At 57.7% G+C, this 26,423-nt stretch carries 19 protein-coding genes and 1 pseudogene; 10 read left to right on the top strand and 10 right to left on the bottom strand.

Features of this window, described 5'->3' with window-relative positions; all coding sequences use genetic code 11:
- Nucleotides 1–96: 96 nt before the first annotated feature.
- Nucleotides 97–3,360, bottom strand: coding sequence for a TonB-dependent receptor (locus RBB81_RS01135; protein ID WP_353072407.1), 3,264 nt, complete (start codon nucleotides 3,358–3,360; stop codon nucleotides 97–99).
- A 307-nt stretch (nucleotides 3,361–3,667) separates the two neighbouring features.
- Between RBB81_RS01135 and RBB81_RS01130 the strand changes: the two genes are divergently transcribed.
- The 6 genes from RBB81_RS01130 (at nucleotide 3,668) to RBB81_RS01105 (ending at nucleotide 13,370) form a co-directional block, all read left to right on the top strand.
- Entirely contained in the window at nucleotides 3,668–4,780 is a 1,113-nt protein-coding gene (locus tag RBB81_RS01130; protein ID WP_353072406.1) for a hypothetical protein, read from the top strand.
- Between the two features lie 114 nt (nucleotides 4,781–4,894).
- Nucleotides 4,895–5,575 carry a response regulator transcription factor gene (locus tag RBB81_RS01125; RefSeq protein WP_179585890.1) on the top strand — a complete coding sequence of 227 codons (681 nt, stop codon included), beginning with the start codon at nucleotides 4,895–4,897 and terminating at the stop codon, nucleotides 5,573–5,575.
- Nucleotides 5,576–5,703: 128 nt separating this feature from the next.
- Entirely contained in the window at nucleotides 5,704–7,137 is a 1,434-nt protein-coding gene (locus RBB81_RS01120) for a sensor histidine kinase (protein ID WP_353072405.1), read from the top strand.
- 829 nt (nucleotides 7,138–7,966) lie between these two features.
- The gene (locus tag RBB81_RS01115) at nucleotides 7,967–10,327 is read left to right on the top strand and encodes an efflux RND transporter periplasmic adaptor subunit (protein ID WP_353072404.1); all 2,361 of its coding nucleotides are present in this window, start codon (nucleotides 7,967–7,969) and stop codon (nucleotides 10,325–10,327) included.
- 8 nt (nucleotides 10,328–10,335) lie between these two features.
- On the top strand, nucleotides 10,336–11,223 hold the full coding sequence (locus RBB81_RS01110) for an efflux RND transporter periplasmic adaptor subunit (RefSeq protein ID WP_353072403.1): 888 nt from the start codon (nucleotides 10,336–10,338) through the stop codon (nucleotides 11,221–11,223).
- On the top strand, nucleotides 11,220–13,370 hold the full coding sequence (locus RBB81_RS01105) for an HlyD family efflux transporter periplasmic adaptor subunit (RefSeq protein ID WP_353072402.1): 2,151 nt from the start codon (nucleotides 11,220–11,222) through the stop codon (nucleotides 13,368–13,370). Before RBB81_RS01110 ends, RBB81_RS01105 begins: the two co-directional genes overlap by 4 nt.
- Nucleotides 13,371–13,516: 146 nt before the next feature.
- Here the strand turns inward: RBB81_RS01105 and RBB81_RS01100 are convergent, their stop codons facing one another.
- The 4 genes from RBB81_RS01100 to RBB81_RS01085 all read right to left on the bottom strand — a co-directional run bounded on the left by RBB81_RS01100 (nucleotide 13,517) and on the right by RBB81_RS01085 (nucleotide 16,872).
- Nucleotides 13,517–13,729 (bottom strand): hypothetical protein, encoded by a 213-nt coding sequence (locus RBB81_RS01100; protein ID WP_179585880.1) that lies wholly within the window; start codon nucleotides 13,727–13,729, stop codon nucleotides 13,517–13,519.
- Nucleotides 13,730–13,944: 215 nt separating this feature from the next.
- A complete protein-coding gene (locus RBB81_RS01095; RefSeq protein ID WP_353072401.1) occupies nucleotides 13,945–15,378 on the bottom strand; it encodes a sigma-54 dependent transcriptional regulator in 1,434 nt (477 codons plus the stop codon).
- 440 nt (nucleotides 15,379–15,818) lie between these two features.
- Nucleotides 15,819–15,998, bottom strand: coding sequence for a hypothetical protein (locus RBB81_RS01090; RefSeq protein WP_353072400.1), 180 nt, complete (start codon nucleotides 15,996–15,998; stop codon nucleotides 15,819–15,821).
- 409 nt (nucleotides 15,999–16,407) lie between these two features.
- Nucleotides 16,408–16,872: a hypothetical protein gene (locus RBB81_RS01085; protein ID WP_183791758.1), complete on the bottom strand. Its 465-nt coding sequence runs from the start codon at nucleotides 16,870–16,872 to the stop codon at nucleotides 16,408–16,410.
- A 728-nt stretch (nucleotides 16,873–17,600) separates the two neighbouring features.
- Between RBB81_RS01085 and RBB81_RS01080 the strand changes: the two genes are divergently transcribed.
- The gene (locus RBB81_RS01080) at nucleotides 17,601–18,485 is read left to right on the top strand and encodes a hypothetical protein (protein WP_183791760.1); all 885 of its coding nucleotides are present in this window, start codon (nucleotides 17,601–17,603) and stop codon (nucleotides 18,483–18,485) included.
- A 316-nt stretch (nucleotides 18,486–18,801) separates the two neighbouring features.
- Here RBB81_RS01080 and RBB81_RS01075 read toward each other — a convergent pair whose 3' ends face one another.
- The 4 genes and pseudogenes from RBB81_RS01075 to RBB81_RS01060 form a co-directional block, all read right to left on the bottom strand.
- Nucleotides 18,802–21,411 carry an ABC transporter permease gene (locus tag RBB81_RS01075; RefSeq protein WP_353072399.1) on the bottom strand — a complete coding sequence of 870 codons (2,610 nt, stop codon included), beginning with the start codon at nucleotides 21,409–21,411 and terminating at the stop codon, nucleotides 18,802–18,804.
- A 1-nt stretch (nucleotide 21,412) separates the two neighbouring features.
- Entirely contained in the window at nucleotides 21,413–21,769 is a 357-nt protein-coding gene (locus RBB81_RS01070) for a PadR family transcriptional regulator (protein ID WP_179585865.1), read from the bottom strand.
- 292 nt (nucleotides 21,770–22,061) lie between these two features.
- A pseudogene (locus RBB81_RS01065) lies at nucleotides 22,062–22,160 on the bottom strand (hypothetical protein); the annotation flags it as partial.
- Nucleotides 22,153–22,329, bottom strand: a complete 177-nt coding sequence (locus RBB81_RS01060; RefSeq protein WP_353073880.1) for a pentapeptide repeat-containing protein — start codon at nucleotides 22,327–22,329, stop codon at nucleotides 22,153–22,155. The pseudogene RBB81_RS01065 and the gene RBB81_RS01060, both read right to left, overlap by 8 nt.
- Before the next feature lie 712 nt (nucleotides 22,330–23,041).
- Between RBB81_RS01060 and RBB81_RS01055 the strand changes: the two genes are divergently transcribed.
- Both RBB81_RS01055 and RBB81_RS01050 read left to right on the top strand, forming a co-directional pair.
- Nucleotides 23,042–23,470, top strand: coding sequence for a hypothetical protein (locus tag RBB81_RS01055; RefSeq protein WP_353072398.1), 429 nt, complete (start codon nucleotides 23,042–23,044; stop codon nucleotides 23,468–23,470).
- 167 nt (nucleotides 23,471–23,637) lie between these two features.
- Nucleotides 23,638–23,829, top strand: coding sequence for a hypothetical protein (locus RBB81_RS01050; RefSeq protein WP_179585861.1), 192 nt, complete (start codon nucleotides 23,638–23,640; stop codon nucleotides 23,827–23,829).
- Between the two features lie 110 nt (nucleotides 23,830–23,939).
- Here RBB81_RS01050 and RBB81_RS01045 read toward each other — a convergent pair whose 3' ends face one another.
- The gene (locus RBB81_RS01045; RefSeq protein ID WP_353072397.1) at nucleotides 23,940–24,635 is read right to left on the bottom strand and encodes an alpha/beta family hydrolase; all 696 of its coding nucleotides are present in this window, start codon (nucleotides 24,633–24,635) and stop codon (nucleotides 23,940–23,942) included.
- A gap of 802 nt (nucleotides 24,636–25,437) precedes the next feature.
- On the opposite strand from RBB81_RS01045, the gene RBB81_RS01040 reads away from it, so the two are divergent.
- Nucleotides 25,438–26,421: a tetratricopeptide repeat protein gene (locus tag RBB81_RS01040; protein ID WP_353072396.1), complete on the top strand. Its 984-nt coding sequence runs from the start codon at nucleotides 25,438–25,440 to the stop codon at nucleotides 26,419–26,421.
- Nucleotides 26,422–26,423: the final 2 nt, after the last annotated feature.

Below are 26,423 nucleotides of genomic sequence, written 5' to 3'. Positions count from 1 at the left end.
GGTATTCAACAGTAACAACGATGCCTCTCCGAGATGAGCCGCGACTTAACCAGATATGAAATTGCATTCATTCAGAGAGACTGGCTAGATAGCAGGTTAGAAGATCACCTTGAGAGCGAACTGGGTTTGACGACTGCTTCCGGCAGTGGGGCCTACGAGCACTCCGCCGGTGGAGGTGAGGACGGCACCGCTCGCGTTGAACAGCTGAGTGCCGGTTTTGGGGGGTGTGGCGTAGTTCACTTGATTCAGGACGTTGAAGAGTTCCGCGCGGAACTGGAGATTGAACGTCTCCGAGATGCGTGGAATATACGTGTTCTTCACAAGCGAGGTATCGAGATCATTGAGGCGGGGGCCGATGATGGAGTTGCGACCTGCGTTTCCGAGATGCGTGAGCCCGGACGTCGGGTCGAAGGAGGGGAAGGCGAAGCAGTTGAGGTTGACGTAATGACGATTGAGCGAAGAGACGCTTTTGACTGGATTGCCTGTGCACCCCGGACCGGTGAGACGGTCTGGAAAGGCGAACGGATCGGCGCTATGCAGGTTGAGAGAATCGCCGGAGATGAGAGGCGTGAAGGGCTCGCCTGAGCTGGTCTGGAAGATCCCTCCCCACTGCCAGCCATTCAGAAGTATGTGAGCTACCGGGATGTCCTTGCGGACGTTGGGAAGCTCGACGATGTAGTTGAGGACGAGGTTCTGTCCGATGTCGAAATCGGAGATGGCGCGGCGGCGATTGGGCGCCCACAACGGCAGACTGGAGACCGAGTTGGCAAAGGTGTCGCCAAAGGTGGAGGAGGAGCCGTCATCTATGGATTTGGACCACGTATAAGAAATTTGAAACTGCGTATGGTGATTGAAGCGCTTGTTGAGGCTGGCCTGTAGCGAGTTGTAATGGGAATAGCCGGTCATGAATACGGCACTAATCTGGCCAATGTTGGGGTTCAGCTTGGCAGCATTAAGAGCAGCGGCGCTCGGCGAGTTTTTTCCGTTGGGGCCATAGAAGAGGTAACTCCCATTAGTGACGATGGGTTGTACGGTGTTGACATCGTCCACGCGGTAAGGAAGGTGAGTGCCACGAGATCCTGCATAGCCTACCTGAAGGATCATGTCGTAGGGCAACTGCTGCTGGACGTTCATCGAATACTGCTGGACGTAGCTGCGGGAGGAGTGATTGGGGGCGTAGGCATAACGCAGATTTGCTGCAGAGAGCGCGAGATAAGCACCCGTCGGGAAGGAGCCGATACCTGGAGCGGCGTTGTTGCCGAGTTCAAGATAGGGGGCGGTGAAGATGGATAGCCCCTCGTAGAGGTAGTTGAGCTGTTGCGCGTCGTAGATGCCGTAACCGGCGTGAACGCTCGTCATGTCCTTGCCAAATGGATCCCAGGCAAAACCGACGCGTGGAGCTATGTTCTTGAAGCTGGCATTTTGAAAATATGGACTGCCGAGATGGGGGGTCGTGTCCGTGAGATTGCGGAGGTTGGCAAGACGGTTGGCCGTCTCGGTGGGGACAGTAACTGGCTCGTAACGGACACCGAGATTAAGAGTGAGATTGTTGGAGATGCGGTAGTTGTCTTCGAGGTAGCCGCCGAAGACCGACTGGCGAAGATCGCGTGGGCTGACACCCTGGGCGAGCGGCGCGTTGAAGCTTGTGGGGTGATTGGTGAGGAAGCTCTGCAGGCTGGAGAAGATGAATTGGCCATTGGGATTGGAAGTGCCAAGTTGATTGTTCTGCAGTCGCTCGAAGGCAAAACCAAATTTGAGGGCGTGTTTTCCTTTGGTCAAATAAAGATCGTCGTAAAGCTGGTATGAGTTGAGGTGGAAGACAAACTCGCCGGTCGCCTTGAGGCCGCCCTGAAAGTTGGAGAGTCCTCCGATATTAATCAGTCCAACAGGAAGCCCCGGAACGAAACCCAGAGCAGGATCACTCGCAGCTGGGTTGATGGCAGCGAGGGTGGTGGGCGCATCGGAGAAGACGCGGCTATAACCAAATTTAAAGGAGTTGAGCAGCGCGGCGGAGAAGACGTGCGATTCGCCAATTGTCGCCAGCTGACGTTTGGCCAGATTACCGGTGATACGAACGTTGAAGGGATCGGGTGAGGTGAGTTTTCCGTTGTCGTAGAAGTAGGTTCCTGTGAGCGAATCCTTGTCGGAGATGCGATGGTCGGCGCGAATGGTGAAGTAATCTTCGTGGCTGACAAAGGGATCGTTGAAGAGGAAGCTGCCAGTGTCGGCGTTAGGACCGGGATCGACGGTGGGGAGCGGATACAGAGCAAAGTAGGGACTGACTACCGGACTGACGGGCACCTGCATGTGGCTGGCGCAGGGGTTGCTACCGGAGGCGACACAGAGGCTACCGGTGCGGGCCGCGGCGGAGGGTACGATGCTGGAGGTATTTGCGCCCTGGTATTGGCGGAGACCCTCATAGTCACCGAAGAGAAAGGTGCGTTCTTTGATAACGGGACCACCAGCGGATGCGCCGAATTGGTTGCGACGGAACTCGGCGATCTGCCCCGGAGTATCAAACTCATTGCGCGCGTCGAGCGCGGAGTTGCGGAAGAACTCATAGGCGGAGCCGTGAAGACGATTCGTCCCGGCGCGAGTGACCGCGTTGATGATGCCGCCAGCAGCCTTGCCGTAATCAGCAGAGGCGTTGGATGTGACGACAGAAAACTCCTGGATGGCGTCCACGCCGAGGTTTGACCCGATGACGCCGCCGGGGCCGCCATTGGAGTAGTCATTGATGCTGATGCCGTCGACCCGATAATTGTTCTGCTGCGGGCGCGCGCCGCCGACGGTGAGTTGATTCCCGATGCCACGGTTGGCTCGTTGATTGGTGACGGCGATGGCAGGCTGGGTGCGCACTGCGGCGACGCCGGGCTGCAGATTGGCGAGTTGAGTCCAGTCACGTCCGTTGAGCGGGAGGGCCACGATTGTGCGCTCGTCGACGATCGGCATGGTGGTGGAGGTAACCATATCGATTGCGGGCGGCGCGGTGGTCACTACGATTTTCTCTCGGGCCGAACCTATTTGAAGCTGAATGTTGATCTCCTGCTGCGCACCAACATTGAGGGCAATATCCTTGATCTCCTGTGGCACAAAGCCGGATACGGTAATGGAGATGGTGTAAGTACCCGTTTGGAGATTGGGAACAGAATAAAAGCCGGAGGAACTGGCCGTGGACTGGGTGACAATCCCCGTGTCGGTATTTGTAATTACAACGGGAGCATTTGGAACGAGTGCGCCGGCGGGATCGGTGATGGTTCCTGCAATGGTTCCGGTCGAGACCTGTGGGCGCAGAGCTGGAGCTGCGCAAAGAAGAAGGGTAGCTAGGTAAAGTGCTTGCTTTGAAAATCGTACTCTCATGTAGTGCCTCTCAATACTGGCTGACTGCAATGCAATCGCTGTAACGTAATGCCAGAGTGATGCTCACGCGGCGGTGACCCAATTCATCACGGCGACAATGCATGACTATTGGACCTCTGCCATTTAGTTCTTTGCGAATGAAGAGTCGCTGAAGGTTACATAAAAGTTTGTTTAGAGATGGCTGTTGAGTTGTTTCTGAACGCAGCGACGAGCAAGCATAGCGGCGGAGAGTGGATGAATGCAATTTCATTTTGCTTTCAACACAGCCTCATGATGGTGCATGAGGCTTACTGTGAAGTCCGCGTAGATGGAGTGGCTCGATTCGGGCGACAAGAGGTATGCGGCCATCGAGGAGAGGTATCGGATGAAGATTCAGAAGAGATTAGCCGGACTGCTTGTCTTGAGTTCCTCTGCAGCGATCTATACCGTTGCGGGAGTGACGGGTGCCCGCGCGCAGGCACCCGCTATGAAGTTGGTGCAAACAATAGAGCTGCCGGGCTATACAGGCGACTTCGATCACTTCGCTGTGGATGAACAGCGCGGACGGCTGCTACTGGCCGCAGAAGACCATGCGACGCTGGAGGTCTTTGACCTGAAAACGGGTCGACACCTGAAGACAGTGAAGGGCTTTGACGCGCCGCACAGCATTCTGGTGCGGCCTGCCGCTTCGACGATCATCGTAACGGATAGTGGCAAGACGATGACGAAGGTACTCGACGCGGAGACGTACGCGATCAAGGGCACGATCAAGTTGACGGAGGGCGCGGATTCAGCGGCATATGACCCGGAGACGAATATCTACTACATCGTGACCGGCGGCAAAGATGTCGACATGAAGACGGCCAATGTGGAAGCGGTGAACCCGGATACGGGGCAGCGGCTGGGCGGGGTTACGTTCAAAGACAACCATGTCGAGGCAATTGCGCTGGAGAAGAATGGGAACCGCATCTTTGTGAATCTGACCCAAACAAACAAGATGGCTGTGGTGGACAGAAAGACCATGAAGGAAATTGCCGAGTGGCCGGTTCCGCCGGCGCAACAAAATGCGATGGTGGCTCTGGATGAGGCGCAGCACAGGTTGTATGTGGTATGTCGTGCAGACCTTAGCGGTGCTCCGGCGGGAAAGGTAGTGGTGATGAATTCGGATGACGGCAAAGTCGTGAGCACGCAGGATGCTCCGACAAGAGTCGACCAGGTGATCTACGACATCGTGATGCATCGACTGTATGTGCCTGGGGGGCAGGGATATACCGAGATTTATGACACTTCCGATGCCAATAATCTAAAATCCGTGGCGAAGGTATCGACCGCCCCAGGGGCCAAGACGGGGATTCTGTTGCCGGGCAAGAACTTGGTGTTGGCGGCTTCACCGGGTGAAACCAAGGCCGTTGCCAAGGTGATGTACTTCAGCATCCCATAGCAACTTCTCGCCACGACACTCCCGTTGTAGCAGTCAATCGCAAGTGAGGGGGTTTTCATCTATGCTTCATCTCTGCTTTACTGCTCAAGACTGTAATAGTGCGAGGTGTACGCAATGCGGATATTGCTTGTGGAAGATGAGCCTAAGGTCTCGGGCTTCGTAGAGCGTGGACTCGCCGCCGAGCGGTACGCAGTGGATGTCTCGGCGGATGGCCGCGACGGTCTGGAGATGGCACAGACCTATCCTTACGACCTGATTATCCTGGATCTAATGCTGCCCCGGCTGGATGGCCGCGAAGTGCTGCAGCGGCTTCGCCATAAGGATGCATGCGTCCCCGTTCTAGTGCTGACGGCGCGGGACTCCATAGAAGACAAGGTACGCCTCTTCGAGAGCGGTGCGGACGATTACCTGACCAAGCCCTTTGCATTTGCTGAGCTGCTGGTTCGGGCGAAAGCCTTGTTGAGGCGCGGACCGGTAAATCGATCGAGCACGCTGATGGTGGGAGACCTGGAGCTGGATCGCCTGACCCAACAGATTAAGCGCGGTGGCAGACGCATCGAACTGACAGCGAAGGAGTACTCCCTGCTGGAGTACCTGATGCAGAATGCAGAGCGGGTGCTCTCACGCAATATGATCATCGAGCATGTGTGGGACCAGAGCTTCGACGGAGTGACAAACATCGTCGACGTGTATGTGCGGCATCTGCGTTCGAAGGTAGACGACGGACAGGAGAGTAAGCTGATTCGCACAGTGCGCGGAGCCGGATACATGATTCGTGCAGGTGGTGAGGCTTGATTCCGGCCATCCATTTGACGACACTGCGGACACGGGTCACAACATGGTATGTCGGCCTGATGGCGGCTGCGTTGCTTGTCTTCGGCGCGGCTCTCTACTTTGGCGTGCAGGGCTATCTGCGAAGCTCGTTGGAGGAATCGCTGATTGGTGAAGCAAAGGGGATCGTCCTCACTTTTCTCTCGCAGGAGGAGAGCAAGGGACAATCATGGATGCAGGGTGAAATCGCTGAGGCATATGCCCCGGAGAACAGCGGACGGTTTATTCGCGTTAGCCGGCAGGATGGCACCGTGCTGTACCAGGGCGGCGACACGCGAGATCCTCATATCGATTCCTCGATTGTTTCGCAACCTCAATTGAGTGAGTCGAAGGATTTTTTTCGACACGAAAGTGCCGGCGGAACGCACAATCTGCTGATCTATTCACAGCCATATGTATCGCCCTCGGGAACCAGATACGTCGTTGAAATGGGCGCTTCCCTTGCCCCGATCTCACGTGTGCTGGCAAGCCTGTTGAAGATTCTGTTCCTTATAACGCCGTGCATTCTTTTTGCAGCGGCACTCGGTGGACACTTCTTGATGAAATTGCCGCTGCGGCCCCTGGAAATCTTGAGCGAGCAAGCAGAACGGATCGGCACTCATCAATTTGGCGAGCGCCTGCCCGTCATAGCGACCGGCGACGAGATGGAGAGGCTGTCGCTCTCGCTGAACCGTATGATTAGTCGCCTTGAAGACGCGCTTGCCTACAATCGGCGCTTCTCTGCAGATGTGTCTCATGAGCTGCGTACGCCGCTCACGATACTTCGCGGCGAGTTGGAACAGTTGCTCCACACCTCCAGAATGCCGATGACGCAGCGTGATTCCCTGGGCAGTGCACTCGAAGAGATCGACCGCATGGCACAGATAGTGGAAAGCCTGCTGACCATCTCCCGACTGGATTCCGGCACTGACGGTATGGACCTGAAGCAAGTAGACCTGAACTGCCTCGCACAATGGACCGTCGACCAGATGCACCTCATGGCGGAGGAGAAGAATATCGCGCTGCGATGCTCGCGGGTTGAGCCGGTGGCAATTATGGCTGACGCTGGCAGAATCAAGCAGGTGCTGGTGAATCTGTTGGACAACGCCATCAAGTACACACCAAATGGAGGCGAGGTGGCCGTCTCGGTATCAGCAATCGGCGCAACCCAGCTTGCGATTCTGGAGGTCAGCGATACCGGCATAGGCATTCCGGCTCGATCGCTGCCGCATGTCTTCGAACGCTTCTACCGTTCAGACAAGGCACGGACCAGAGAGTCGGGCGGTACTGGTCTGGGACTCTCGATCGCGAAAGCGATCTCGAAGGCTCACGGTGGAACCATGTCGATAGAAAGTGTAGAAGGCAGAGGGACGCGAGTCAGGCTCGAACTCCCTCTGTCTCCTTTGCCCGTTTCGGCCGTCCCCGGACTAAATATCCAGACCACGCCAGAAGGAAAGCCTGGAAACGTCTCTGTCGAACGAAGTCTTCATCAATGCGTGCATCTCGGTAGTGATCGGATTGGTCAACACAATCTGAATTCCCGTTAACTAATCCATCTCCATGACTCGGCGATTTTGCTTCAATTTACTAGTCGATGAGACCCACCCTTCCGAGTTGCAGACGAAACACAATCGCAAGGCACCACACCTGCCTTGATTCGTGGTCTACCCAAACTTCCTAAAACGCGCTTAGTAGAGCTATGGGTTGGTAAAGAACCGGGACGGTACGTCCGGAACTTCGACGCGTGGGTCGGTGTATAGGTCTGACCCATCGGAAGTCACTACCTTCCCACTCAGCAAGCCCGCTGATCTACGAGCTGCTGCGATCATGTCGCTGTGTGCGATCTACGGGCTGCGAAGTCCGGATCAGCAACATCAGGGTGAAAGCCTCGGAGGTTGCGCGTCAGGCACCATACGTATCCGCCGTCCACAACTACAAGACTCCCGCCGTCAGTCGCGACATCTTGGGAACCGAAATCGAAAAATGTTCGCTCTTTAAGGAACGGCCCAAAGCAAAGAGTAATGTCGACTGCTGAAAGAGTTCCGCCGCTCTCATCGATTCAGCTTGTGAGAGCCAATAGAGCGGTCCCACGCGCCAAGTTGCCCGGCTTACACCGAGAAGAGTTCGAAGCGCCGGTTCATTTATACGCCAGTGCTTTGTAAGTACCTCGGCAAAGAGACTATTGTGGGACGTTTCCGGGACTGCCATGCATGACTCTAAGCGGATACGTGAAGGCGGCCTGACGCTGGGCGCAAAGTGAATAAGCTTCCGATGGATGTGCCGGATATGAGTTCGTGCGGTGTCAGCGACGAAGGAAAGCTTCACGGGAAGAGTGAGGCAGGATACTATTCTAGCCATCGATCAAATGGATGGCGGATGGAGATTCCTGGGGTGAGTGATCGGGTGACGGCATCGCGTCTTGTTCGTCTCTGTGGCTTGTTGCTGAAGCAGTTGGAGAGCGCGGCCCGGGCACGCGTGCTGGCGACCGAGGTGGAGGCGCTGTTTGCGGATTCGGCAGTGGTGGTTTACATGGCGGATGAAGCGGCGCAGGCGTGGCAGGTGAAGGCGACTGTGGGTGGACTGACGATCAGCCGTGGTGCGATAGCGTATGATGCGGCGGGCAGCCTGGGCGCGGTGTTGGAGGAGCACGCGGTGATGCAGTTTGCCGCGGGGGATCTGGCGCGGGAGGAGTTTGCGCACCTAGATCTGCGGCGGAGTTTCAGTGCGCTGAGCTATGTGCCAATTCTGTTGAACGATCGGCTGCTGGGTTGCATAGAGATTGTGAGCTTTGGCGAGGCCGCGACGGAAGAGGCGCTGGACGAAGCGGCGGAGATGGCGGAGCATGCGGCGGTCGCGCTGGACGCGGCGCAGCGGTATGAGGCGGAGCGGGGCGCAGGGCTGGCTTCGGTGCTGCGGCTGACGCAGCTCTACGACATTGAGCGGGTGTTCAACTCTACGCTGGAGATGCGGGAGCTGCTTCCGATCATCTGCTCGAAGGTGCAAGATCTGATGGGGGCGGATGCGGTGAATCTGTGGTTGGTGGATCAGAGTGATCTGCTATTGACGGAGCAGGTGGGGGAGGAAGGGACGGCGTTGGGGGAGCGTCGAGCAGATGGCGAAGGGGTCGTGGGTGGAGTGGGAGAGACGGGCGAAGAGGCGCTGGTGCAGGAGGACGAGCGGTCGGTGATAGCAGCTCCGCTGCTGCATGCAGAGGCGCTGACGGGAGTGCTGGAAGTGGTGCGGTTCGGCGCGCAACGGCGGTTCACAGAGGATCATCTGTTCACGCTGACGCAGGTGGCGGGGTCGGCTGCGCAGGCGCTGCATAACTCTTCGCTGCTGCAGGCGGAGCGGAAGATCGAGGTGCTGCGGACGCTGGTGGGGGTGGGGCAGGAGATTACGTCGACGCTGAATCTCCAGCGTGTGCTCGAGGCGATTGTGAATCAGCCGCAGCTGGTGATTCCGTATGAGCGGGCGGCGATTGCGCTGGAGAACAGGGGCCGGATCGCGGTGCAGGCAATCTCGGGGGTGACGAAGCTGAATGCGTCGACGGCGGAGGTGCAGGAGCTGAATGGGGTGTTGAGCTGGGTGGCGGGCTTGGGAACGGAGGTGTATGTCACGCAGCGTGGGGAGGCGATCAGCGACGCGAGGCCGGAGACGCGGGAGAAGTTCCGGCGGTACTTTGAGACCTCGGGTATGCGGAGCTTTTATGCGCTGCCGCTGACGGATGATGAGGGGCGGCTGGGGATTCTATCGTTCGAGAGCTCGGATGCGGAGTTTCTGGGAGCGCTTCACCTGGAGATCATCAAGATTTTGTCGAGCCAGGCGACGCTGGCGCTGAGAAACGCCTCGCTATACAAGGAGGTTCCGTTCATCGGGATATTGGAGCCGTTGATTGAGAAGCGGCGGCGGTTCATGGCGATTGAGCGACGGAGACGGGGGCTCCTGTTGGGTTCGGTTGCGATGGTGGCGTTGGCGATGGTGCTGGTTCCGCTACCAATGCGGGTCTCGGGGCAGGCAGAGGTGAATCCATCGCAGATGCAGTATGTGCATGCGGAGGAGGACAGCGTGGTACAGCGTGCGTTTGTGCACGAGGGCGATCGCGTGGAGCCGGGGACTCCGCTGTTCCAGATGGCGGACTGGGGGCAGAGGGCGACGCTGGCGGGTGCGCAGGCGAAGTACGAGACGGCGATGGCGCAGAGGAATCGTTCGCTGACGGACAATGATGCAACGGCGGCGGGGCAGCACGAGGTAGAGGTGGAGTATGCGCGGGGCGAGGTGACGCGGCTGAACGACAGACTGGAGCGGACGACCTTGCGGTCGGAGATTGCGGGTGTGGTGGCGACTCCGCATGTGGAGGACCTGGTAGGGAAGAAGCTTTCGAACGGGGATCCGGTGGTGGAGTTAGTGAGCACGGCGAGTGTGGTGGTGGATGTGGCGGTGTTGGAGCGGGATGTTGCACTGGTGAGGCCGGGAGCGGAGGCAGTGGTGAAGCTGGAGTCGTTTCCGACGGCGACGTTTCGCGGACGGGTGGATGTTGTGAGTCCTTCGGGGACGACGGTGGGAGATAAGCACCTGTTCTTTGCGCGGGTGGAGCTGCCGAATGCAGATGGACGGCTGCGGCCAGGAATGCAGGGCACGGGGAAGGTTCGAGTGGGTTTACGGCCGCTGGGGTATGTGCTATTTCACGATCCCGCTTTGTGGGTTTGGTCTACGCTGTGGAACTGGTTCGCCTGGTAAGGAGCGCTATGGTTCGTCTGGTTGCGGCTGCTTTGGTGATGTTCGGGATGTCGGGATGCACGTCAGACCCACCTCCGGTGGCGGCGGCTTCGGCGGAGAGGGTGCGACCGGTTGTGGCTTCTACTTCGAGTGCGAGCGGGCCGCGGGAGATTGTGGTGTCGGGTCCGGTGACGGTGGAGGAACAGCTGGACGTAGTGGCGCTGCGGGCGGGGGTGATTGTTGCGATGCAGGTGGATGTGAACTCGGAGGTAGAGAAGGGTCAGGCGATGGCGCGGCTGGATGCGCGGCAGCTGGAGGCGGATCGCGCGACGTCGGAGCACAAGGCGGAGAGTGTGGATGCCGATCTGAAGAACTGGGAGTCGGAGCTGCAGGTGAAGGAGGCCGACCTGCGCCGGGCCGAGGCGATGCACAAGGAAGGGATCAGTACGCAGGAGGCATACGACCATAGCCTCTACGAGGTGACGGCGAGTAAGTACGAGGTGGAGCGGCAGCGCGGAGACGAGTTGAGCGCAAAGGATAGTGTGCGGTCGATCGATCTTGAGCTGGAGAAGACGCGAATTGTGGCACCGTTTCGCGGTGTGGTGTCGCAGCGGTATGTGCGGCAGGGACAGTATGTAACGGTAGGGGAGAAGTTGTTTCGGGTGATCGGGCGGTCGTCGCTTGAGGTGCGATTTACACTGCCTGCGACGGAGGCGCAGCTGCTGCGGCGTGGCGATGTAGTGACGGTGTCAGCGACTACAGACTTCAAGGAGAGCACGGCGGCGACCGTGACGCATTTGAGTCCGGTGGTGGACCCGGGAAGCGGCACGATTGAAGTGGTAGCGGTGGTGAAGGACCGGCTGCGGGGGCTGATTCCGGGGACGATGGCTTCGATAAGGATAGCGGGCACGCGATGAACCTGGCCGAGGCGCTTAATGCGGCGTTGCCGGATCTGCCGGCGCGGCGGGTACGCACGGGTTTTCCTAAGATGGATCCGGCGGCGGTGGTGAAGGAGAACGTGGAGGACGGAGAGCCGGTGATGGTGGTGTTGAACCGGAGCACGGACAAGATGTTTCGCTTCAACCCGGTGCAGTGGCGGATCATCGAGCTGTTCGATGGCGTGCGGACGTATGAAGAGATTGAGGCGTTGCATGCGGAGCGCTACGGTGTGGCGTACGGGGCGGACGATCTGCGGGAGTTTGCGGCAGGGCTGGATGATGCGGAGTTCTGGTATCGAACGCCGCTTGAGAGGAGTGTGGCGCTGCGTGAAAAGCTAGAGAGCGGACGTCACCAGCACACGCACAGAAAGTCGAAGTGGGGCGACATTGCGCATATGCAGTTTTCGGCGTGGGATCCGGATCAGTATTTCAATCGGATCTATCCGTACACCCGGTGGGTGTACAGCGGATGGTTTACGACGCTGACGGTGGCGTTGTTTGCGTGCATGCTGTTGCTTTCGGCGGCGAACTGGCAGCAGATCCGCCTGGACACGGTGCAGTTCTATACGTTCACGCACAAGAGCGCGTCGGAGCTGGCCCAGTTCTGGCTGATTTTTCTGTTCCTTGGGTTCTTTCACGAGTCGGCGCATGGGCTGACGTGCAAGCACTATGGCGCGGAGGTGCATGGGATGGGGTTTCACCTGGTTTATCTGACGCCTGCGTTCTTTGTGGATGTGAGCGAGGCGTGGGTGTATGCGACGCGGTGGCAGAGGCTAGTGACGATCATCGCGGGGATATGGGTCGAAATGATCTTCTGCGCGATGGCGACGATAGTGTGGTGGGGGACGCCGCCGGGAAGCGGAGCTCACAACTTTGCTTACAAAATCATGCTGCTGACGGGAGCGGCGGTGGTAGTGGTGAATATGAATCCGCTGATCAAGCTGGATGGATACTATGCGTTCTCGGAGATCATCGGGTTTTCGGATATCAAGGAGAAGTCGACGGCGTATCTGTCGGGGCTGGTGCGGGGCGCAATCTTTCGGCTGCCGGTGGAGATGGAGTATGTGGTGCAGCGGCGGCGGCCGGGGTACGTGGCGTATGCGCTGCTGTCGGGAATCTACAGCTATGGACTGCTATTGACGGTGGTCCGTTTCAGCTACAACGTGGCCGTGAGCTACAGTCCGCAGTGGGGTTTTCTGCCTGCTGGAGTCTTTGCGCTGGTGATCTTCCGCGGGCGTCTTCGAACGCTGCTGCAATTTGCGCGGACGGTGTACCTGGACAAGAAGGATAGGGTGCGGGCGTGGTGGACGGGAGCGCGGGTGGCGTTGGCGTCGGGGGTTGCACTGGTGATTGTGTTTGCTCCAGTGTGGCACGAGACGGTGACGGCGCGATTTGTGCTGGAGCCGGGCGAGCGGGCGGTGGTGCGGACTACGGTTCCCGGCAGGGTGGTGTCGGTGATGACCCGTGAGGGCGAGAGGGTGACGGCGGGCACGCCGCTGATCGAGATGGAGAGCCGCGAGGTGCGCTCGATGCGTGCGGGTGCGGGAAGCGAGTTTGCCTTGACGGGGATGAAGCGCGTGGAGGCGCAGCTGGAGCATGGCGATGAGAGCGAGGCGATTCCGGAGCATGCGCGCGCGGACGTGGAGCGGACGATTGCGGAAGAAGTGGAGCAGCAGCTGCGGCCGCGGGCACCGATCTCCGGTGTGGTGATGAATGCAGGCTTGAAGAACCTGGCGGGAAGTTACCTGGATGCAGGGGCGATGGTGGCGGAGATCGGCGATACGGAGCAGATGCGGGCGCGGATCTTTGTGCTGGAGTATGCCCTGCCGCGAGTGCGGGAGGGAGCGCGTGTGGATCTACTAGAAGATGGACGGTTCGGTGTGCTGCGATCGCGGGTGCAGAGCCTGGAGAGAGCGCCGGAGGCACTGGATGCGGCACTGGATACGGATGAGAAGATTCGAGGGGCGGGGACGCTGACGTACTTTGTCGTCGATGCGATGATCGCGAACGATGGCACGCTGCGCGATGGGATGACGGGGACTGCGAAGATCGCAGTGCGGCGGCGCAGCCTGGCGGGGGTAGCGGCTCGCGAGGTGCGGGAGTTTGTGCAGCGGAAGCTTTGGTAGGGAGAAAGAAAAGACGGGCGGAGGCAGAAGCCTCCACCCTGATGCACTTCGAGTTGCTGCAGAGAACCTAAGCGGAATTAAAGCAAAGGACCAACACAGGACAGAGTTACGTATACAGATCCTGAGGTTGTCCGGAGTATCTACGGTTAGAGCGAGGGGTTCATGGCTCGGCTGGCGATCTTCTTCGAGAGGACCGCGCGGCTGGCGATGGTCTTGGAGAGGACGGCTCGGCTGGCGACGGTTTTCGACAGCGCAACAGGAGCAGCTGCGGCGGCTGACTTGGGTGAAGACTTCGTGGTGGAGGCGGACTTCTTCTCGGGGCTCAGGTTGCTGGTGAGGGATTTCTTTTGGATAGCCATGATAGTTTCTTCTCCTTGAAATGTCTTCAGATCAGCTTGAGGTTCTCTTTGCTGGGACTGTGCTATGTCTTATTGCAAGCAGCGTGCCAAAGGTGGGAATTGCCAAAATACAGGGATTTTGGCGATTTTCGGCATGGGGCAGGTGGATGCGTACGATGGAGGGTCTCCGTGGGGGGGTAAATTTTCACCTCGCCGGGTTAATTTTTAACCCCGGACTACCTTTTGCCGTTGAGTTTGATCTGGTCTTCGTGGATACGGTGTTTGCGGCAGAGATACTTCATCTTTTCGACTGGGATGTGGAGGAGGGCGGCAGCGGCCGTCTTGCCGCCGGCGCGGCGCAGGGCGGCGAGTAGATAGGCGACCTCGATACGTGTGAGCTCATCTTCGAGGTCGAGGCCTTCGGGGGGGACAAGGATCTCGTCGTAGCTGGCGGTGCTCTCGTAGAGGACCTTTTCGGGGAGATGCTGCATGGAGATGGTGTCGCCGTCGACCATGAGGGCGAGGCGCTGAACGAGGTTTTCGAGTTCGCGTACATTGCCGGGCCATGCGCCGGTTTCGAGCACCTGGAGCGCTTCGGGGGAGAAGCGTTTGTGCCGCAGATTGCCGGCGGTGCAGTACTTGGTGAGGTAGTGGTCGAGCAGGAGGGGAATGTCGCCTTCGCGGTCGCGGAGTGGAGGGAGCGCTACGGGGATGACGCAGATGCGGTAGAAGAGGTCTTCGCGGAACTGGCCCTGCCGAACCATCTGCTCAAGGTTGTCGTTGGTGGCGGCGATGAGGCGGAAGTCGATCTTGCGCGGACTCTTGGCGCCGATACGCTGAACGGTTTTTTCCTGGAGGACGCGGAGCAGCTTGCTTTGGAGGAGGAGAGGGAGCGAGCCGATCTCGTCGAGGAAGAGGGTGCCGCTGTCGGCGAGTTCAATTTGTCCGAGTTGGGTGGCGTGGGCTCCGGTGAATGCACCTTTTTCGTGGCCGAAGAGCTCGGACTCCATAAGGGTTTCGGGGAGGGCAGCGCAGTTGACGCTGATGAAGGGCTGGCCGCGGCGCGGGCCGAGGTCGACGATGGCACGTGCGGCGAGTTCTTTGCCGGTGCCGCTTTCTCCGCGGAGGAGAACGGTGCTGTGGCTAGAGGCGACCCGGCGGAGGGTTTCGTAGAGGCGCTGCATCGGCTCGCTGCCGCCAATCATGTCGCAGAGGGAGTTACGCCGGGCTAGCTCGCCGCGGAGGTGCACGGCTTCGAGGTGCCTGCGGTGTTGCTGGCCGGCTTCGAGGAGATGATCGCGGAGTTCGGGGAAGCCGATGGGGGCTAAGAGGAACTCGTCGGCTCCGGATTTCTTTGTGCGAATGCGGGCGTTTTTGAGATGCGTCCGGGAGATGACGGTCAGATAGATGTGTGGCGCGGCGGCGCGGATGGATTCGATGTAGCAGAAGACGTCGGTGCCGGGCGAGACGATAGTGTCCAGGTCGATGACGAGGATCTCGGGTTTGTGTTCGGCGAGACTCTGGAAGAGAGTTTCGGAGTCTGCGGCAAGACGGATGAAGAAGGCGGGCGCGAGCTCCTGGCCGATCTCGGGCAGAGCGTCGTTATCGCTGGTGGCAAATAGCAACTTCAGCCCGTCGGTGGACTCTTGTGCACCTGCATTGGATAGCAAGGGCGCTCCAATAATAAAAAAGGATCAGGCGAGTATTATACGAGAGCTTCAAAATATCGTCCGCGATGAGCGACGGATAGCCATTCACTCCGGCGACGAGGATTGCCCATCCACGATCGACCGGAGCATCCACTCGCGGGATATAGCGGCAATCAGGTCCGCAATCCGATTCCGAATCCTCGCAAAATGGAGAGGTTTCTCACGCCGCCACCTGCATGTACACAATGACACCCGATAAGCATTTCATAATCGATGTCCATCCACGGCAATCCTGTGGAGTTCAAAGGGGAGCTGGTGCAGGTTCGAGCTCAAATCTGGCCTGTTACGGTTACTTTGAATGGGACAAGGCTCGATGGATACCAGTTCCTTGGGGTAGAGTCTGGAACCTGTCATTTTTTACCTGCTAACTTCATCAGACCTAACAGTCTGTACGGGCATACTTACTTTGCCACCTTCACTGGGAGAGTTGTCGGAACAATCAGGCCGTTGATCCACTTCACCCTTGGCGGCCCAGTAGGCGCTCTCCGGTTATGCTGCTGATCGAAAGTCAAGCAGACGTTCACGGAGAGGAAGATTACCTGAACGGCCTGGTCAGAAGGCCACAGATCTACGATCAACATAGTCGTTCCTTCATTACTCCGGAATAGCGCGATTGTCGTTCTGCCCGAAAAGTCACCTTTGCGGCAAGTTCAAGGTCGAAGTTTCTCATAACCCTGTTTCAAGGAACTACAGGAACCACTTGTCCGAGAAGCCGACTATACGGCCAAATGGAGAAGTTCCGGTTTGCCGACGACCCGGAAGTGAATGACCAAACAGATTGACCGGTCATCGCATGATCATAGGTTCGCTGGGAACTTGGAGAGGTCGGCTATTCAGAACACAGACTTCGATTGCTCGAGGCGCCAATTCGATCATTCACGGCATTATGAATCCGCTGCTTGCACCCTGGGTAACGCTCCGTTGTCTGAACTGACATATGGCCAAGCAGATAACGCGGTTGTTAGCTGATTCAACCCAGCTCATTTTGTTTCATGAGAGCCATCCGAGATCCAAAAGGTCGGCGATAGGTTCAGTAAACGAACAGGAGCCGAAGCCAATAGCGAAGTTCTCTCGCGCTTCTCTGATTTGTTCCGCGGATAGTTCCTGATCACACCATGCAAGAGCGTGCCTGCTCCAGCGAAAGGCGGTAGGATCGTGTTCATTCAACACTGCTAAAACCTTCTCTTCTGTTGCTCCGTAATAGGCGATGATTGCCGCGACGAAGACATTGATGAAACCGTTCATCAGAGCGGATGCGCTCCCCGGTTCATACGTGAGCCGTTGAACGGAACGCAAAGGATGATGCAGTCCAGCCGTTGCCTTGAAGGGAACCTTTGCTTCGGCGCAGGCCGCGAGAAATTCCGCGACCTGCTCGACGCTGGGGATGGCATCGGCAGTAACGCCTCCGGTCCTAATCTTTGCGCGCGCGTTCCCTTCCTTCAGTGCAGGAATCATTTGCCTGCAATTCTTCAGTGGAAATTCGACGTAGAGAGTTGTCTTTGGGGGTGCGGCTGAGAGCAGCTCATGCACCTCAGCCAGATTTGCAGCCTTGGACTCGAGGACGTCAACAACTGCGACCCTCCTATCGAGTCCAGATATCAGGCGAGCATCCTGCTGCGCATTGCCCGTGCCGAGTGCGCCCAGGAGCCATGGTGTCAGCTGCTCGTCGCTGCCCACCTCCATCAATGCCGCGCTGAATTCTGTCAGCCTCGCAACTGGGACGATCAAGCGTCCCAGAGCCCGTGCATATTTACCAGAGCGGTAACTGGCATAGTTCCGGGTCGACGTTAGCATATCGAGGCCTGCGGGAGGAAAGAGCCCCGCGTAATCTATCAATCTGTTCAGGAATGGTTCAATTGGAGTCATTTGCTTTTTCTCTTCTTTACCTTCGTCGTCGGCATTCCGAATTCACCCTTCCATATGCGATGCCAGTCTACCTCCTGAAAGGTCGGGTCATTGGCAACTTGCCGAAAGTTCCGCCGGGTGCGGGCCGCGTGCCCGTATTCGCGCCAAGTTCGCCTAAGTGCGACCGGAGGGCTGTCGCTATCGTCGCCTGACCAGCGACCCCGCTCGTCAGGCGAAGTTGCCGATAACCCCGTTTTCAAGGAAGTTCGACGCCAAGGTTCTAGGCGCGCCCGCTTCTCGCTGATACTCTGGCGTCACCACGGTCCCCAAGGAAACTTATGCCTGAGACACCGGACATCTCGGCGGCTGTGCCCGCTGAGGCGACGCCACCGCTGAGCGAAGGCGAGACGGCAGAGAGTGCGGAGACAACACACGTTCCAGAGACTGCGAAGGAGCACGAAACCATGCTTGATGTACACCCGGCGCATCATGCGGCCAGTAGCTGGAAGGAATTCTTCATCCATATCGCGACGATTGTGCTCGGGTTGCTGATTGCGGTCGGTCTGGAGCAGGCGGTAGAGCACTCCCACCATCGCCGGGAGGTCGCAGAGGTGCGGGAGGAACTGCGGGGCGAGCGCGAAGCTAACAAGGACTCCTTCAGGAGTGAGACGACCAACTGGCGTTGGGAGACGGCGGAACTCGAAAATAACCTGATGGTATTGGCCTATCTTCAGAAGCATCCGGGCACGCCGGATGAAAAGCTGCCCGGCAGCCTCGTCTGGTTCCATGCTTCCGCTCCTAACACCCAGGCGGCCTGGGATGCGGCCAAGAACAGCGGCGTCACCAGCCTGATGCACCGCGAAGAGGTAGAGCAGTATGAAGACACCTACAACAAGCTTAAGAGGATCGATGACGCGCGGTCGCTTGCGTATGACGGGATGAATGACGCCTCACGGTACGAATTGACGGATAACCGGCTTTCGCACCTAAGCCCCGCGCAGATCGCCGAGATTACCACTCTGACGCAGATCGCGCTAACCAAGCATTGGTTGGAGGGTGTCGCGCTCGAAAACACAACTCGGGAGTTCAAAGATTTCCCGCCCTCGATCACCTCAGACGAGCTCTCTCAGGTTCGTAACCGGAAAAATGTGGCTGAGGCGATGAAGGAATCGCCCTTTGCTCTGACGATCTCGCGGATGAAGGCGGCGGGGTATGTGCCGTAGGCGGCGGCCAGCGTGCAGGTTCCGGAGATGAATTAAGTGCATCGCTCCATGCGAGGCGTCTACCCGCCGCATCACGCCGCCAACACCGCCAACACCGCATCTTTCCTTCAATGAGGATAGAACTTTGAATTCCCGTAAAGTCGGCATTTCGGCAAGTTCGTCACGAAGTTGCCGAAATGCCGTTTTCATGGAATGACTGTTGCGTAGTCGAGGATTACTACTGAGAAGCCGACTTCTCGTTACTAATCCAGCCTTGATGAGCGCTTAGACGATGACGTACCAATTGAGTGCCTCTGGAAGATTGGCGGAATATCGACTATTCGGCTCTCAATGCTTTCATTGGATCAAGGCGCGATGCACGCCACGCGGGAACGATACATGCAAAAACGGCCACTGCAAGCAGTGTTGCGGCAACCGCGGCAAAAACCGCCGGATCGAGCGGCTTGATCTGATAAAGCAAGTCGCGCATCAACCGGCCGGCTGCCAGGCTTGCTGTGAGTCCCACGACAAGACCGAAGACCGCGGGCCGCATTCCATCCAGCAACATCTTCCGCATTACCTGTTCACGTTGTGCTCCCAGTGCGATGCGGATGCCGATCTCGGTCGTCCGCTGCGCTCCGATGTACGACATCACGCCAAACAATCCAACCGCCGCAAGAACCAGCGACAGCGAGCCAAAAGCGACGAGCAGCGTCGTGTTGAAGCTCTGGTCCTGGGTCGATTTCCCCAGCAACTGGTTCATGGTGAGCACATCGGAGACAGGCAGATCGCGGTCCATCTCCGAGACGATTCGCTGTACCGGGAGAGCGAACTGCTCCGGGTCATGACTCGAGCGAATCACAAGCGTCCCAACGTTCTCAACGCCGGCATCCAGCGAAAAGTACTGCACCGGCCTCGGCGTCTCGCCGATTGCGTAGCGGGTATCCCCGACAATCCCCACAATAACGGCATTCTGCCCGTGTACGTGCAGATGCTTGCCCAGCGAATCTTCACCCGGAAAGTACTGGCTGGCGAAAGATTGGCTGATAATCACTTCGTTGGCTGTAGCCAATCGCTTCCCGTCAAATGTGCGTCCGCGCAAAATCGGAATGCCCATCGCGCCGAAGTACTTCGGATCGGCCGAGCGGCTTAAAGCATACAGACCTCTGCCTTGGGGCAAAGGGGGATGCTCCACAATGTTGAAAGTTGAATCCACCTCATAGCCCTGCCCGGGCACAAGTGTTGCAAAGCCTGCCGCGTCCACTCCCGGCAAAGCGCGCACACGTTCGAGCAGCGTGTCGTAGAAGTTGGCTCGCTGGGCTGGCGTCGCATAGCGGGCATCAGGGAGGCCAAGATGCATGGTGATCACACCTTGCGTAATGCAGCCCATGTCGGCGGAGCGCAATCGTTCATAGCTTTTGAGCAGCAGCCCCGCGCCAACGAGCAAGATCACAGTCAGTCCGACTTCGAGCATGAGCAGCACCTTGCGCAACGTGGCCCGCGCATTGCCCCCACCTACCGAACGCGACGCCTCATGCAGCGCGCCGAGAATGTGCCTGTCGCTGTTACTGAACGCAGCAATGAGTCCGGAAAACAGCGCGCACAGCATGATAACGCCGACCGTAAACGCCGCCACCACGCCGTCGATGTGGATCGAGTCGACACGGCTCATGTCGTGGCGAGCCTGCGACAGCCAATGAAGCGTGGCGAAGGCGAGCAAAAGTCCCAGAACACCGCCGGCTGCCGAAAGCATCAGGCACTCCATCATCCGCTCGCTCATCAGACGCAGCCAGCCTCCGCCCAGAGCGGTGCGAATAGCCAACTCTTTGCGCCGCGCCGCCGCACGCGCCACCAGCAGGTTGGCCACATTGAGGCAGGCAATCAGCAGCAGGCAGCAGGTCGCCTCCAGCAGCACGTAGAGCGGCTTCTTGATTTCGCCTACCAGGTGCTCCAGCAACGGCCGGCTGCTCGCGCCTCTGAATACGAATGGGTCGTCGAGGTGCGCATTGTGGGTGCGCTGGGAGATGAGACTCAGATCGGCCACGCCTTGCGCCGCGCTGACTCCCGGCTTCAGCCGCCCCACAACGCGAAACATGTGATTGTTCAACGAGGTCATCGTGGCTTCGGGCTTGTCGTGGTAAACCGGTGTCCATAGCTGCGTAGACGGGTCAGGAAAATCGAACCACGCCGGCATAACGCCGATAACGGTGTACGGCGCAGCATCCAACTCGATCGTCTGGTTCAGAATTGCAGGGTCACCGCCGAAGCGTCGCTTCCACAGACCCCAGCTGAGCAACACTGTGCCGTTGGCTGTGGGACTGTCATCGGCCTGCGTAAAATCGCGGCCCAGCGCGGGCTGCACGCCCAGTGTGCGGAGCATGTCCCATGAAAACAACGCACTCTTCAGCTTCTCTGGCAATTGCCCATTCGAACCCGAGAGCCCAACCCGAATATCCTGCGCGAGCGCGAGACTGCTGTAGCTGCGGTTCTCCTTCTTCCACTCGGCGTACATGCCGCCAGAGACCACGTTGGTATCGGTCGTGTCGTCCCCAAGAGCGCCCGCCTCGTAGAGCATCACAAGGCGATCCGGATCATGGAACGGCAAGGGCTTGAGCAATACGCCACGCACCACCGTGAACAGCGCGACGTTGGCGCCAATGCCCAACGCCATCACGAGAATGGCGATGATCGTAAAGCCGGGCGTGCGGCGAAGCGTGCGCAGACTAAAGCGCAGATCGCGGGCGAGGGATTCAATCCAACTCCAGGACCACACCGCGTGTGTCTGGTCACGAATAAGAGTCGGATTGCCAAAGGCGCGCAGGGCTGCGTAGCGAGCCTCTTCTCCTGAAACGCCACCCTCCCGCTGCTCCTCTTCTTCCAACTCAAGATCGGAGCGCAACTCCCGCTCCAGGTCGGCATCTCTCTTCTTGATCTGCCACCATCTCATGTCAGGCCTCCTCGGGTACCGGCCACATCACGCGCGCGACGGCTTCGGCCATCTGCTTCCACTGCGACTCTTCGACCAGCAACTGCTTCCTGCCTTTGTCAGTCAACCGGTAGTATTTGAACTCCCGATTTCGGTCCGGCGCAGTCTCCCATTTGGAGACGACCCATCCTCGTTCTTCCAGGCGATGGAGCGCGGGATAGAGCGAGCCATGCTGCATCTGCAGGAATTCATTCGTGGTCCTCTGAATATGCTTTCCGATCTGGTGACCGTGAGCAGGCCCATGGAGAAGGGTCCTCAGGATAAGCATGTCAAGCGTTCCCTGGAGCAGCCCGACCCGTTGCTGTGCTCGCTTCGCCATAGAAGACACTCTACCGTCGATCTGGCAGTGATAGTAGACATTCGACCATCGCCTGTCAAGGGACAAAGCAGGGTGAATTCTCCGAAGACGACCTCAGGGACGTAGAGCTCATTGAGAATAATTTGTGCGCCAAAAGGCCGATCAGTAACGAGAAACGCGCTTGTGTTTACCAATAGGCGGCTAGCGTTCCCGAAAAGTCCCGTTTTCGGAAACTACGGGTGCTGCCTGCATGGAAGTTGCCGAAAGCCCCGTTTTTCGTGAGGAACGGATGGTGCAGTTACGCCAGGGAATCTTAGACTCGTATTGCGCCGTGAAGGGTGGGGTCGAAATTCTCCGGCCAAATCGTCAGAGAGTCAAACGTCGCACCTATCAATCGAGTCCTGTCAAAAACACACCCGCCAAGGTTTGCTCCGTTGAGGGATCCCGTTTATAAGCGAGGCATCAGTGAAATTTGCGTGGGAAGCGTCCGCACCCATCAGGTAAGCGCCTTGAAGGTCCGCCTCAATAAAAGTTGAATATTTGAGGTCAGCTCCCTCAAATATCGCTCGGTGCAAGTACATGCCGTCAAAGTTATAGCCTGCGAGGACTGATGCATCTATTTCGATCTCAAAATCTGCGCGGGTGGCGATCTTCATTAGATCTTCAGGAGTTTAGAACCATGATAGTTCCTTGAAAGTCGGCTTTGCGGCAAGCTCAAGGTCGAAGCTTCTCATAACCCCGTTTTTCGCGAGGTTCGATGTCACACACACTCAGGCCCTATGATGTCGATGAGCCAGCGCCAACAATGCGAGCAATCATGGGCCGTGTATAAACCTCCACGGGATCTTCGTCTCGATTGTTCCCGTGGTAATACTCACCTTCGTCAAAAGCGACGAATATATCCCAGAGGGCGGGGCGGTGTTCGTCGGCTGACGTAATCACACCGTAAAAGACCGTTCACCACTGCGTCGCAGAAGGCGAACGTCATCGCAGAAGAGTGGAAACCCTGAGCTAAATTCATTGCTATTTCGTCGTACAGAGTAGAGCGGGGTTCGTCGAGCAAGCGCTCCACCGTTGAACGTCGGCTTCAGTCAACCCAGGCCCGCGAGGATGTGGGTAACCCAATTGATCCTTGTAGAGAACTTCAACTCAGTCAGGATGTCCAGGACATGCATGCCGAAAGTTTAACCCAGGCTGATTCTTTCCAACTCCGCTGGACGAAGTTTCCCAAAACTCCGTTTTGAGGGAACGTCTCACCCCGCGTATTCTCAACCCATCAACTACGCGACTGTCGTGCCTGAGTTGTTCATCCGAATTCCCAAGCTAGAAGCTGTTTATCGTACAGAATTCGCATATATGGGAGACGAAGAACCCGGTCAATACAGTGTCTTCGGCTCGATCCTCATCCCTGCCCTGACCGCTGCGATGGAGAACGGAGATCTGGAAATGATTTTGCCAATCTGTGCATTCTTGGAGGATGTCTCGACCGCTGCCCGCCACGACGGCGTACTGGAGACGCTGTTGAAGGTCGAAGTGGCAGAGTGGCTTGGATGGGCGGCGAACGAGGAGCGACTTGCTCCATGGCTAGGTACAGAGACAAAACGCATCTGCAACTATGTTCCCGGGCTTGCGACCCAACGACTCCAGCTACGGTCTGAAGAGAAAGCCAACACGATCACTGCTCGGATCGCTGCAGCAATCAAAAGTCTCAACCCAAGGTAAGTTGAAGATTCCCGCAAAGTCGGGTTATCGGCAAGTTCACCCCGTCGGATCGGTACGCCACCTCAACTAAACTCACCCCCCACCGGCATCTTTTCTGGCTTTACCGATAAATCGAAGGGTCTTTCCTTCATCGATACCGACGCCCTCCGAGTGGTAGCCTGTTTGCCATGCCACAAGCCCCCGTGGATCTCTTGAACGAAAAGCTTGCATCTGTCGCGACCGACATTGAGGCCATCGAAAAAATGATCGCCTCGGAGCCGCCACAGACCACAGACCAGCTCCTGGCGCTCCGCACCGTACAGGAGCTATACCGACGCCTGGCCGACGATCTCCGAGTCGCCATCTCCCTCTTCGAGTAGCACTAAGGTCAATTTCTGGGGACAGACCGTGCTTCAGGGAGTGCGAAATCGCTTTCGCACCGACTGAGCGCCCTAGAAGTCCTCGTTCGGGAAGTGTCTCAGAAAAGCTCTCATGGCGCTTGTTCAGGCTCGGTGACCGAGATAGAACCGGAAGCGAATAATCGGAATGCCTCCACGACTAGCTTGGGCACCTCCTCGTGATTCCGCTTCGTCACGAGTTCGTGCCCTGCGCCAGGAACTGGAAGCAGTACGGTCCTTGCCCGAATGAGCTTCAGCACCGCCACCACCTCATCGATGGAGCCGAACCCATCCCGTGTGCCGTGGACGAACATCGCCGGGGTTCGGAGGCGTGGGAAGTGCTCCGTTCGTAACTCATGGGGTCGTTGTGGTGGGTGAAGCGGGTATGAGAGCAATAGGAGTCCGTCGACGAGACCGGGTTCGGTCGCGCCGAGCATCGACGCTTGCCTCCCTCCGTACGAATGACCGCCGAGGAACACTCGGCCCGAAGTTTGTCGGCGCAGGGATCCAACTGCCGCTCGAAGTCCCTGTTGATCGCGCTCAGCACTGCCGCGCGGTGGGGGCCCATGTGGTCGCATCTGGCGGAAGGGAAGATCGCAACGAAGGACTGTTAGCCCCGAGTCGCAAAACGCAACCGCCAGTGCCACGAGAAGCTGAGATCCGCAGTTCGCTCCCGCACCGTGCGTTAGGACAAGGCAGTCGCCGCCCGAACCGGTCGGCCGGTGCACGAACCCTCGAACGGGTGCTTCATTCGGTGTAGCGTCCAAGAATTCCCGGCTGTTGTTCATGGCGTCCTGGAGTGGAGAAACGATCGCAGCATCGGCTGAAACAGACTTTGGTTACAGTATCTCGTGAAAGCACGAGGTCAGTTTGCGAAAACTCCGGTTATTCCCAGATGAAAGCGAGATTGTTGCTGCGTCGTATGTACCGCGATATGCTGACGCCATCATGGCGACCAGAGATGAACTCAAACTTCTTATCGACCAATTTCCCGAAGGACGCCTTGAGCCTGTGATGCAGATGCTTAGTCATCATGTAAATCATCGAGGTCCCAAACTGGATATAGTCCGTATGCAGAGAAAAGGCCAAGAATACAAAAAGCTAGTTATGCAGCGGTTTCGTGAGACAAGGAAGCCCGGAACGATAAGCTTAGGTGATTCTCAGGAATGTACGAGGGCACTCCTTTTGGACAGCATTCCTTCGTTTACTGGGATGACAAAGCATTAGTCCACCAGACCCTTCAATCCTTCGACGGTCAAAGTTCTCCGCCGATGACATCGATGGTTCCCATTGTTCGGGAGAACATCACATTGATTCGGTGAGGCCCTGTTGGCAGTTCGCCTGTTACTTTGCCCCGAACCGCATGCCAGATTGGACGGGGGATCTGTATCTGCAAACCCGAGATGTCTGGCCGAGCTGAAAGTCGAAGTCCGTCGCAGCGTCCGCTTCTGGACAAGTCATTCTCATAAATGGACACAACAACAATCTTTTCTCATGTAGGCATTCAACATAAAACTGCGCTTATGTAGAGATCCAACATGGCAACCTAAGTGCTCTTGATGGATGCGGTCATTTAGGAGGACCTTACTCATGAAAGCCTTTTCTATGCTGTCCAGCGGATTCGTCGTGCGGTCGAAGAGATCGTATCTTCTTCTTGTTTGCCTCGCGGCATGCTGTGCGAACGGCTTGCGGCTGAAGGCGCAGATCCTGACACGGGAAGATCTGCAAAGAGAGACAGCCGCGTATGAAGCGGCGTCGCGTAGTGCAGAGCCACCGCAGATGCCGGCAGTCGAGGCAGGGCGTATATGGTTACGTCTCGGCATTCTGTACCAGGATGCAGGCAGGTACGGTCCCTCGGAGACGGCCTATGAGCACGCTATGAGGCTGCTGACGGCTGTGCCGGTCTCTGCGCCAGACCTCGCAGATACCATTGATCGCCTGGGAACCCTTTACATGGAGACGGGTAATCTAAAGGGTGCGGAAGCTGCGGAGTCGAAGGCGATGAAGATGCGGGAGGCGGCTGGGTTGGAGCCAGAGCTGCCGCAGAGCTGGTATCACCTTTCTGCGCTATATCTGCGGGAACATCAGGCGGAGAGATCTCGATCGTTTGCGCTGCGCGCCTTCGATGCGTTCTCGAAGGACAGGAACGCCACTCCGGAGGACAAGATCGGCGCGCAGCTGGTTCTGTCCGGCTCTCTATGCCAGTTGCATCGATACCCTGAGGCCATCTCTTACCTGCAGTCCGGGCTACAGCTTTCGAACGAATTTTATGGGGCTGAGCAGCTGCCAACCGGGCTGAATACATTTCTGCTGGGCTATGCGTACTGGAAGAGCGGTGATGCGGCATCGGCGAATAGCCTGATGCAGCGTGGATCGGAGATTCTGGGCAAGACGTTGGGATGGCATCCTACTTATCTGTCTGTGCTGACGCAGTACGCGCATTTTCTTCGAGACACGCATGAGCAAAGAGCTGCCCACGAGGTGGAGCGGGAGATTAAGCAGGGGCGTGCTCATTTGAGCCGGGAGCCAAACAGCCAGACGATGCAGACGATCGATATTGCTGCGCTCTTTTGAAG

It is taken from the genome of Tunturibacter gelidoferens, assembly GCF_040358255.1.
Classification (GTDB): domain Bacteria; phylum Acidobacteriota; class Terriglobia; order Terriglobales; family Acidobacteriaceae; genus Edaphobacter; species Edaphobacter gelidiferens.
The sequence above is the reverse complement of the archived record's forward strand: the minus strand, read 5'-3'. Positions and strand labels throughout refer to the sequence as shown.

Bases quoted from the DNA above. Each gene is read 5' to 3' on its own strand.
- RBB81_RS01135 (WP_353072407.1), bottom strand. From the start codon at position 3,360: ATGAGAGTACGATTTTCAAAGCAAGCACTTTACCTAGCTACCCTTCTT.
- RBB81_RS01070 (WP_179585865.1), bottom strand. From the start codon at position 21,769: ATGGCGAAGCGAGCACAGCAACGGGTCGGGCTGCTCCAGGGAACGCTT.
- RBB81_RS01110 (WP_353072403.1), top strand. From the start codon at position 10,336: ATGGTTCGTCTGGTTGCGGCTGCTTTGGTGATGTTCGGGATGTCGGGA.
- RBB81_RS01090 (WP_353072400.1), bottom strand. From the start codon at position 15,998: ATGTTGATCGTAGATCTGTGGCCTTCTGACCAGGCCGTTCAGGTAATC.
- RBB81_RS01100 (WP_179585880.1), bottom strand. From the start codon at position 13,729: ATGGCTATCCAAAAGAAATCCCTCACCAGCAACCTGAGCCCCGAGAAG.
- RBB81_RS01125 (WP_179585890.1), top strand. From the start codon at position 4,895: ATGCGGATATTGCTTGTGGAAGATGAGCCTAAGGTCTCGGGCTTCGTA.
- RBB81_RS01060 (WP_353073880.1), bottom strand. From the start codon at position 22,329: ATGTACTTGCACCGAGCGATATTTGAGGGAGCTGACCTCAAATATTCA.
- RBB81_RS01050 (WP_179585861.1), top strand. From the start codon at position 23,638: ATGCCACAAGCCCCCGTGGATCTCTTGAACGAAAAGCTTGCATCTGTC.
- RBB81_RS01130 (WP_353072406.1), top strand. From the start codon at position 3,668: ATGGAGTGGCTCGATTCGGGCGACAAGAGGTATGCGGCCATCGAGGAG.
- RBB81_RS01075 (WP_353072399.1), bottom strand. From the start codon at position 21,411: ATGAGATGGTGGCAGATCAAGAAGAGAGATGCCGACCTGGAGCGGGAG.
- RBB81_RS01045 (WP_353072397.1), bottom strand. From the start codon at position 24,635: ATGAACAACAGCCGGGAATTCTTGGACGCTACACCGAATGAAGCACCC.
- RBB81_RS01080 (WP_183791760.1), top strand. From the start codon at position 17,601: ATGCCTGAGACACCGGACATCTCGGCGGCTGTGCCCGCTGAGGCGACG.
- RBB81_RS01085 (WP_183791758.1), bottom strand. From the start codon at position 16,872: ATGATTCCTGCACTGAAGGAAGGGAACGCGCGCGCAAAGATTAGGACC.
- RBB81_RS01115 (WP_353072404.1), top strand. From the start codon at position 7,967: ATGGAGATTCCTGGGGTGAGTGATCGGGTGACGGCATCGCGTCTTGTT.
- RBB81_RS01105 (WP_353072402.1), top strand. From the start codon at position 11,220: ATGAACCTGGCCGAGGCGCTTAATGCGGCGTTGCCGGATCTGCCGGCG.
- RBB81_RS01040 (WP_353072396.1), top strand. From the start codon at position 25,438: ATGAAAGCCTTTTCTATGCTGTCCAGCGGATTCGTCGTGCGGTCGAAG.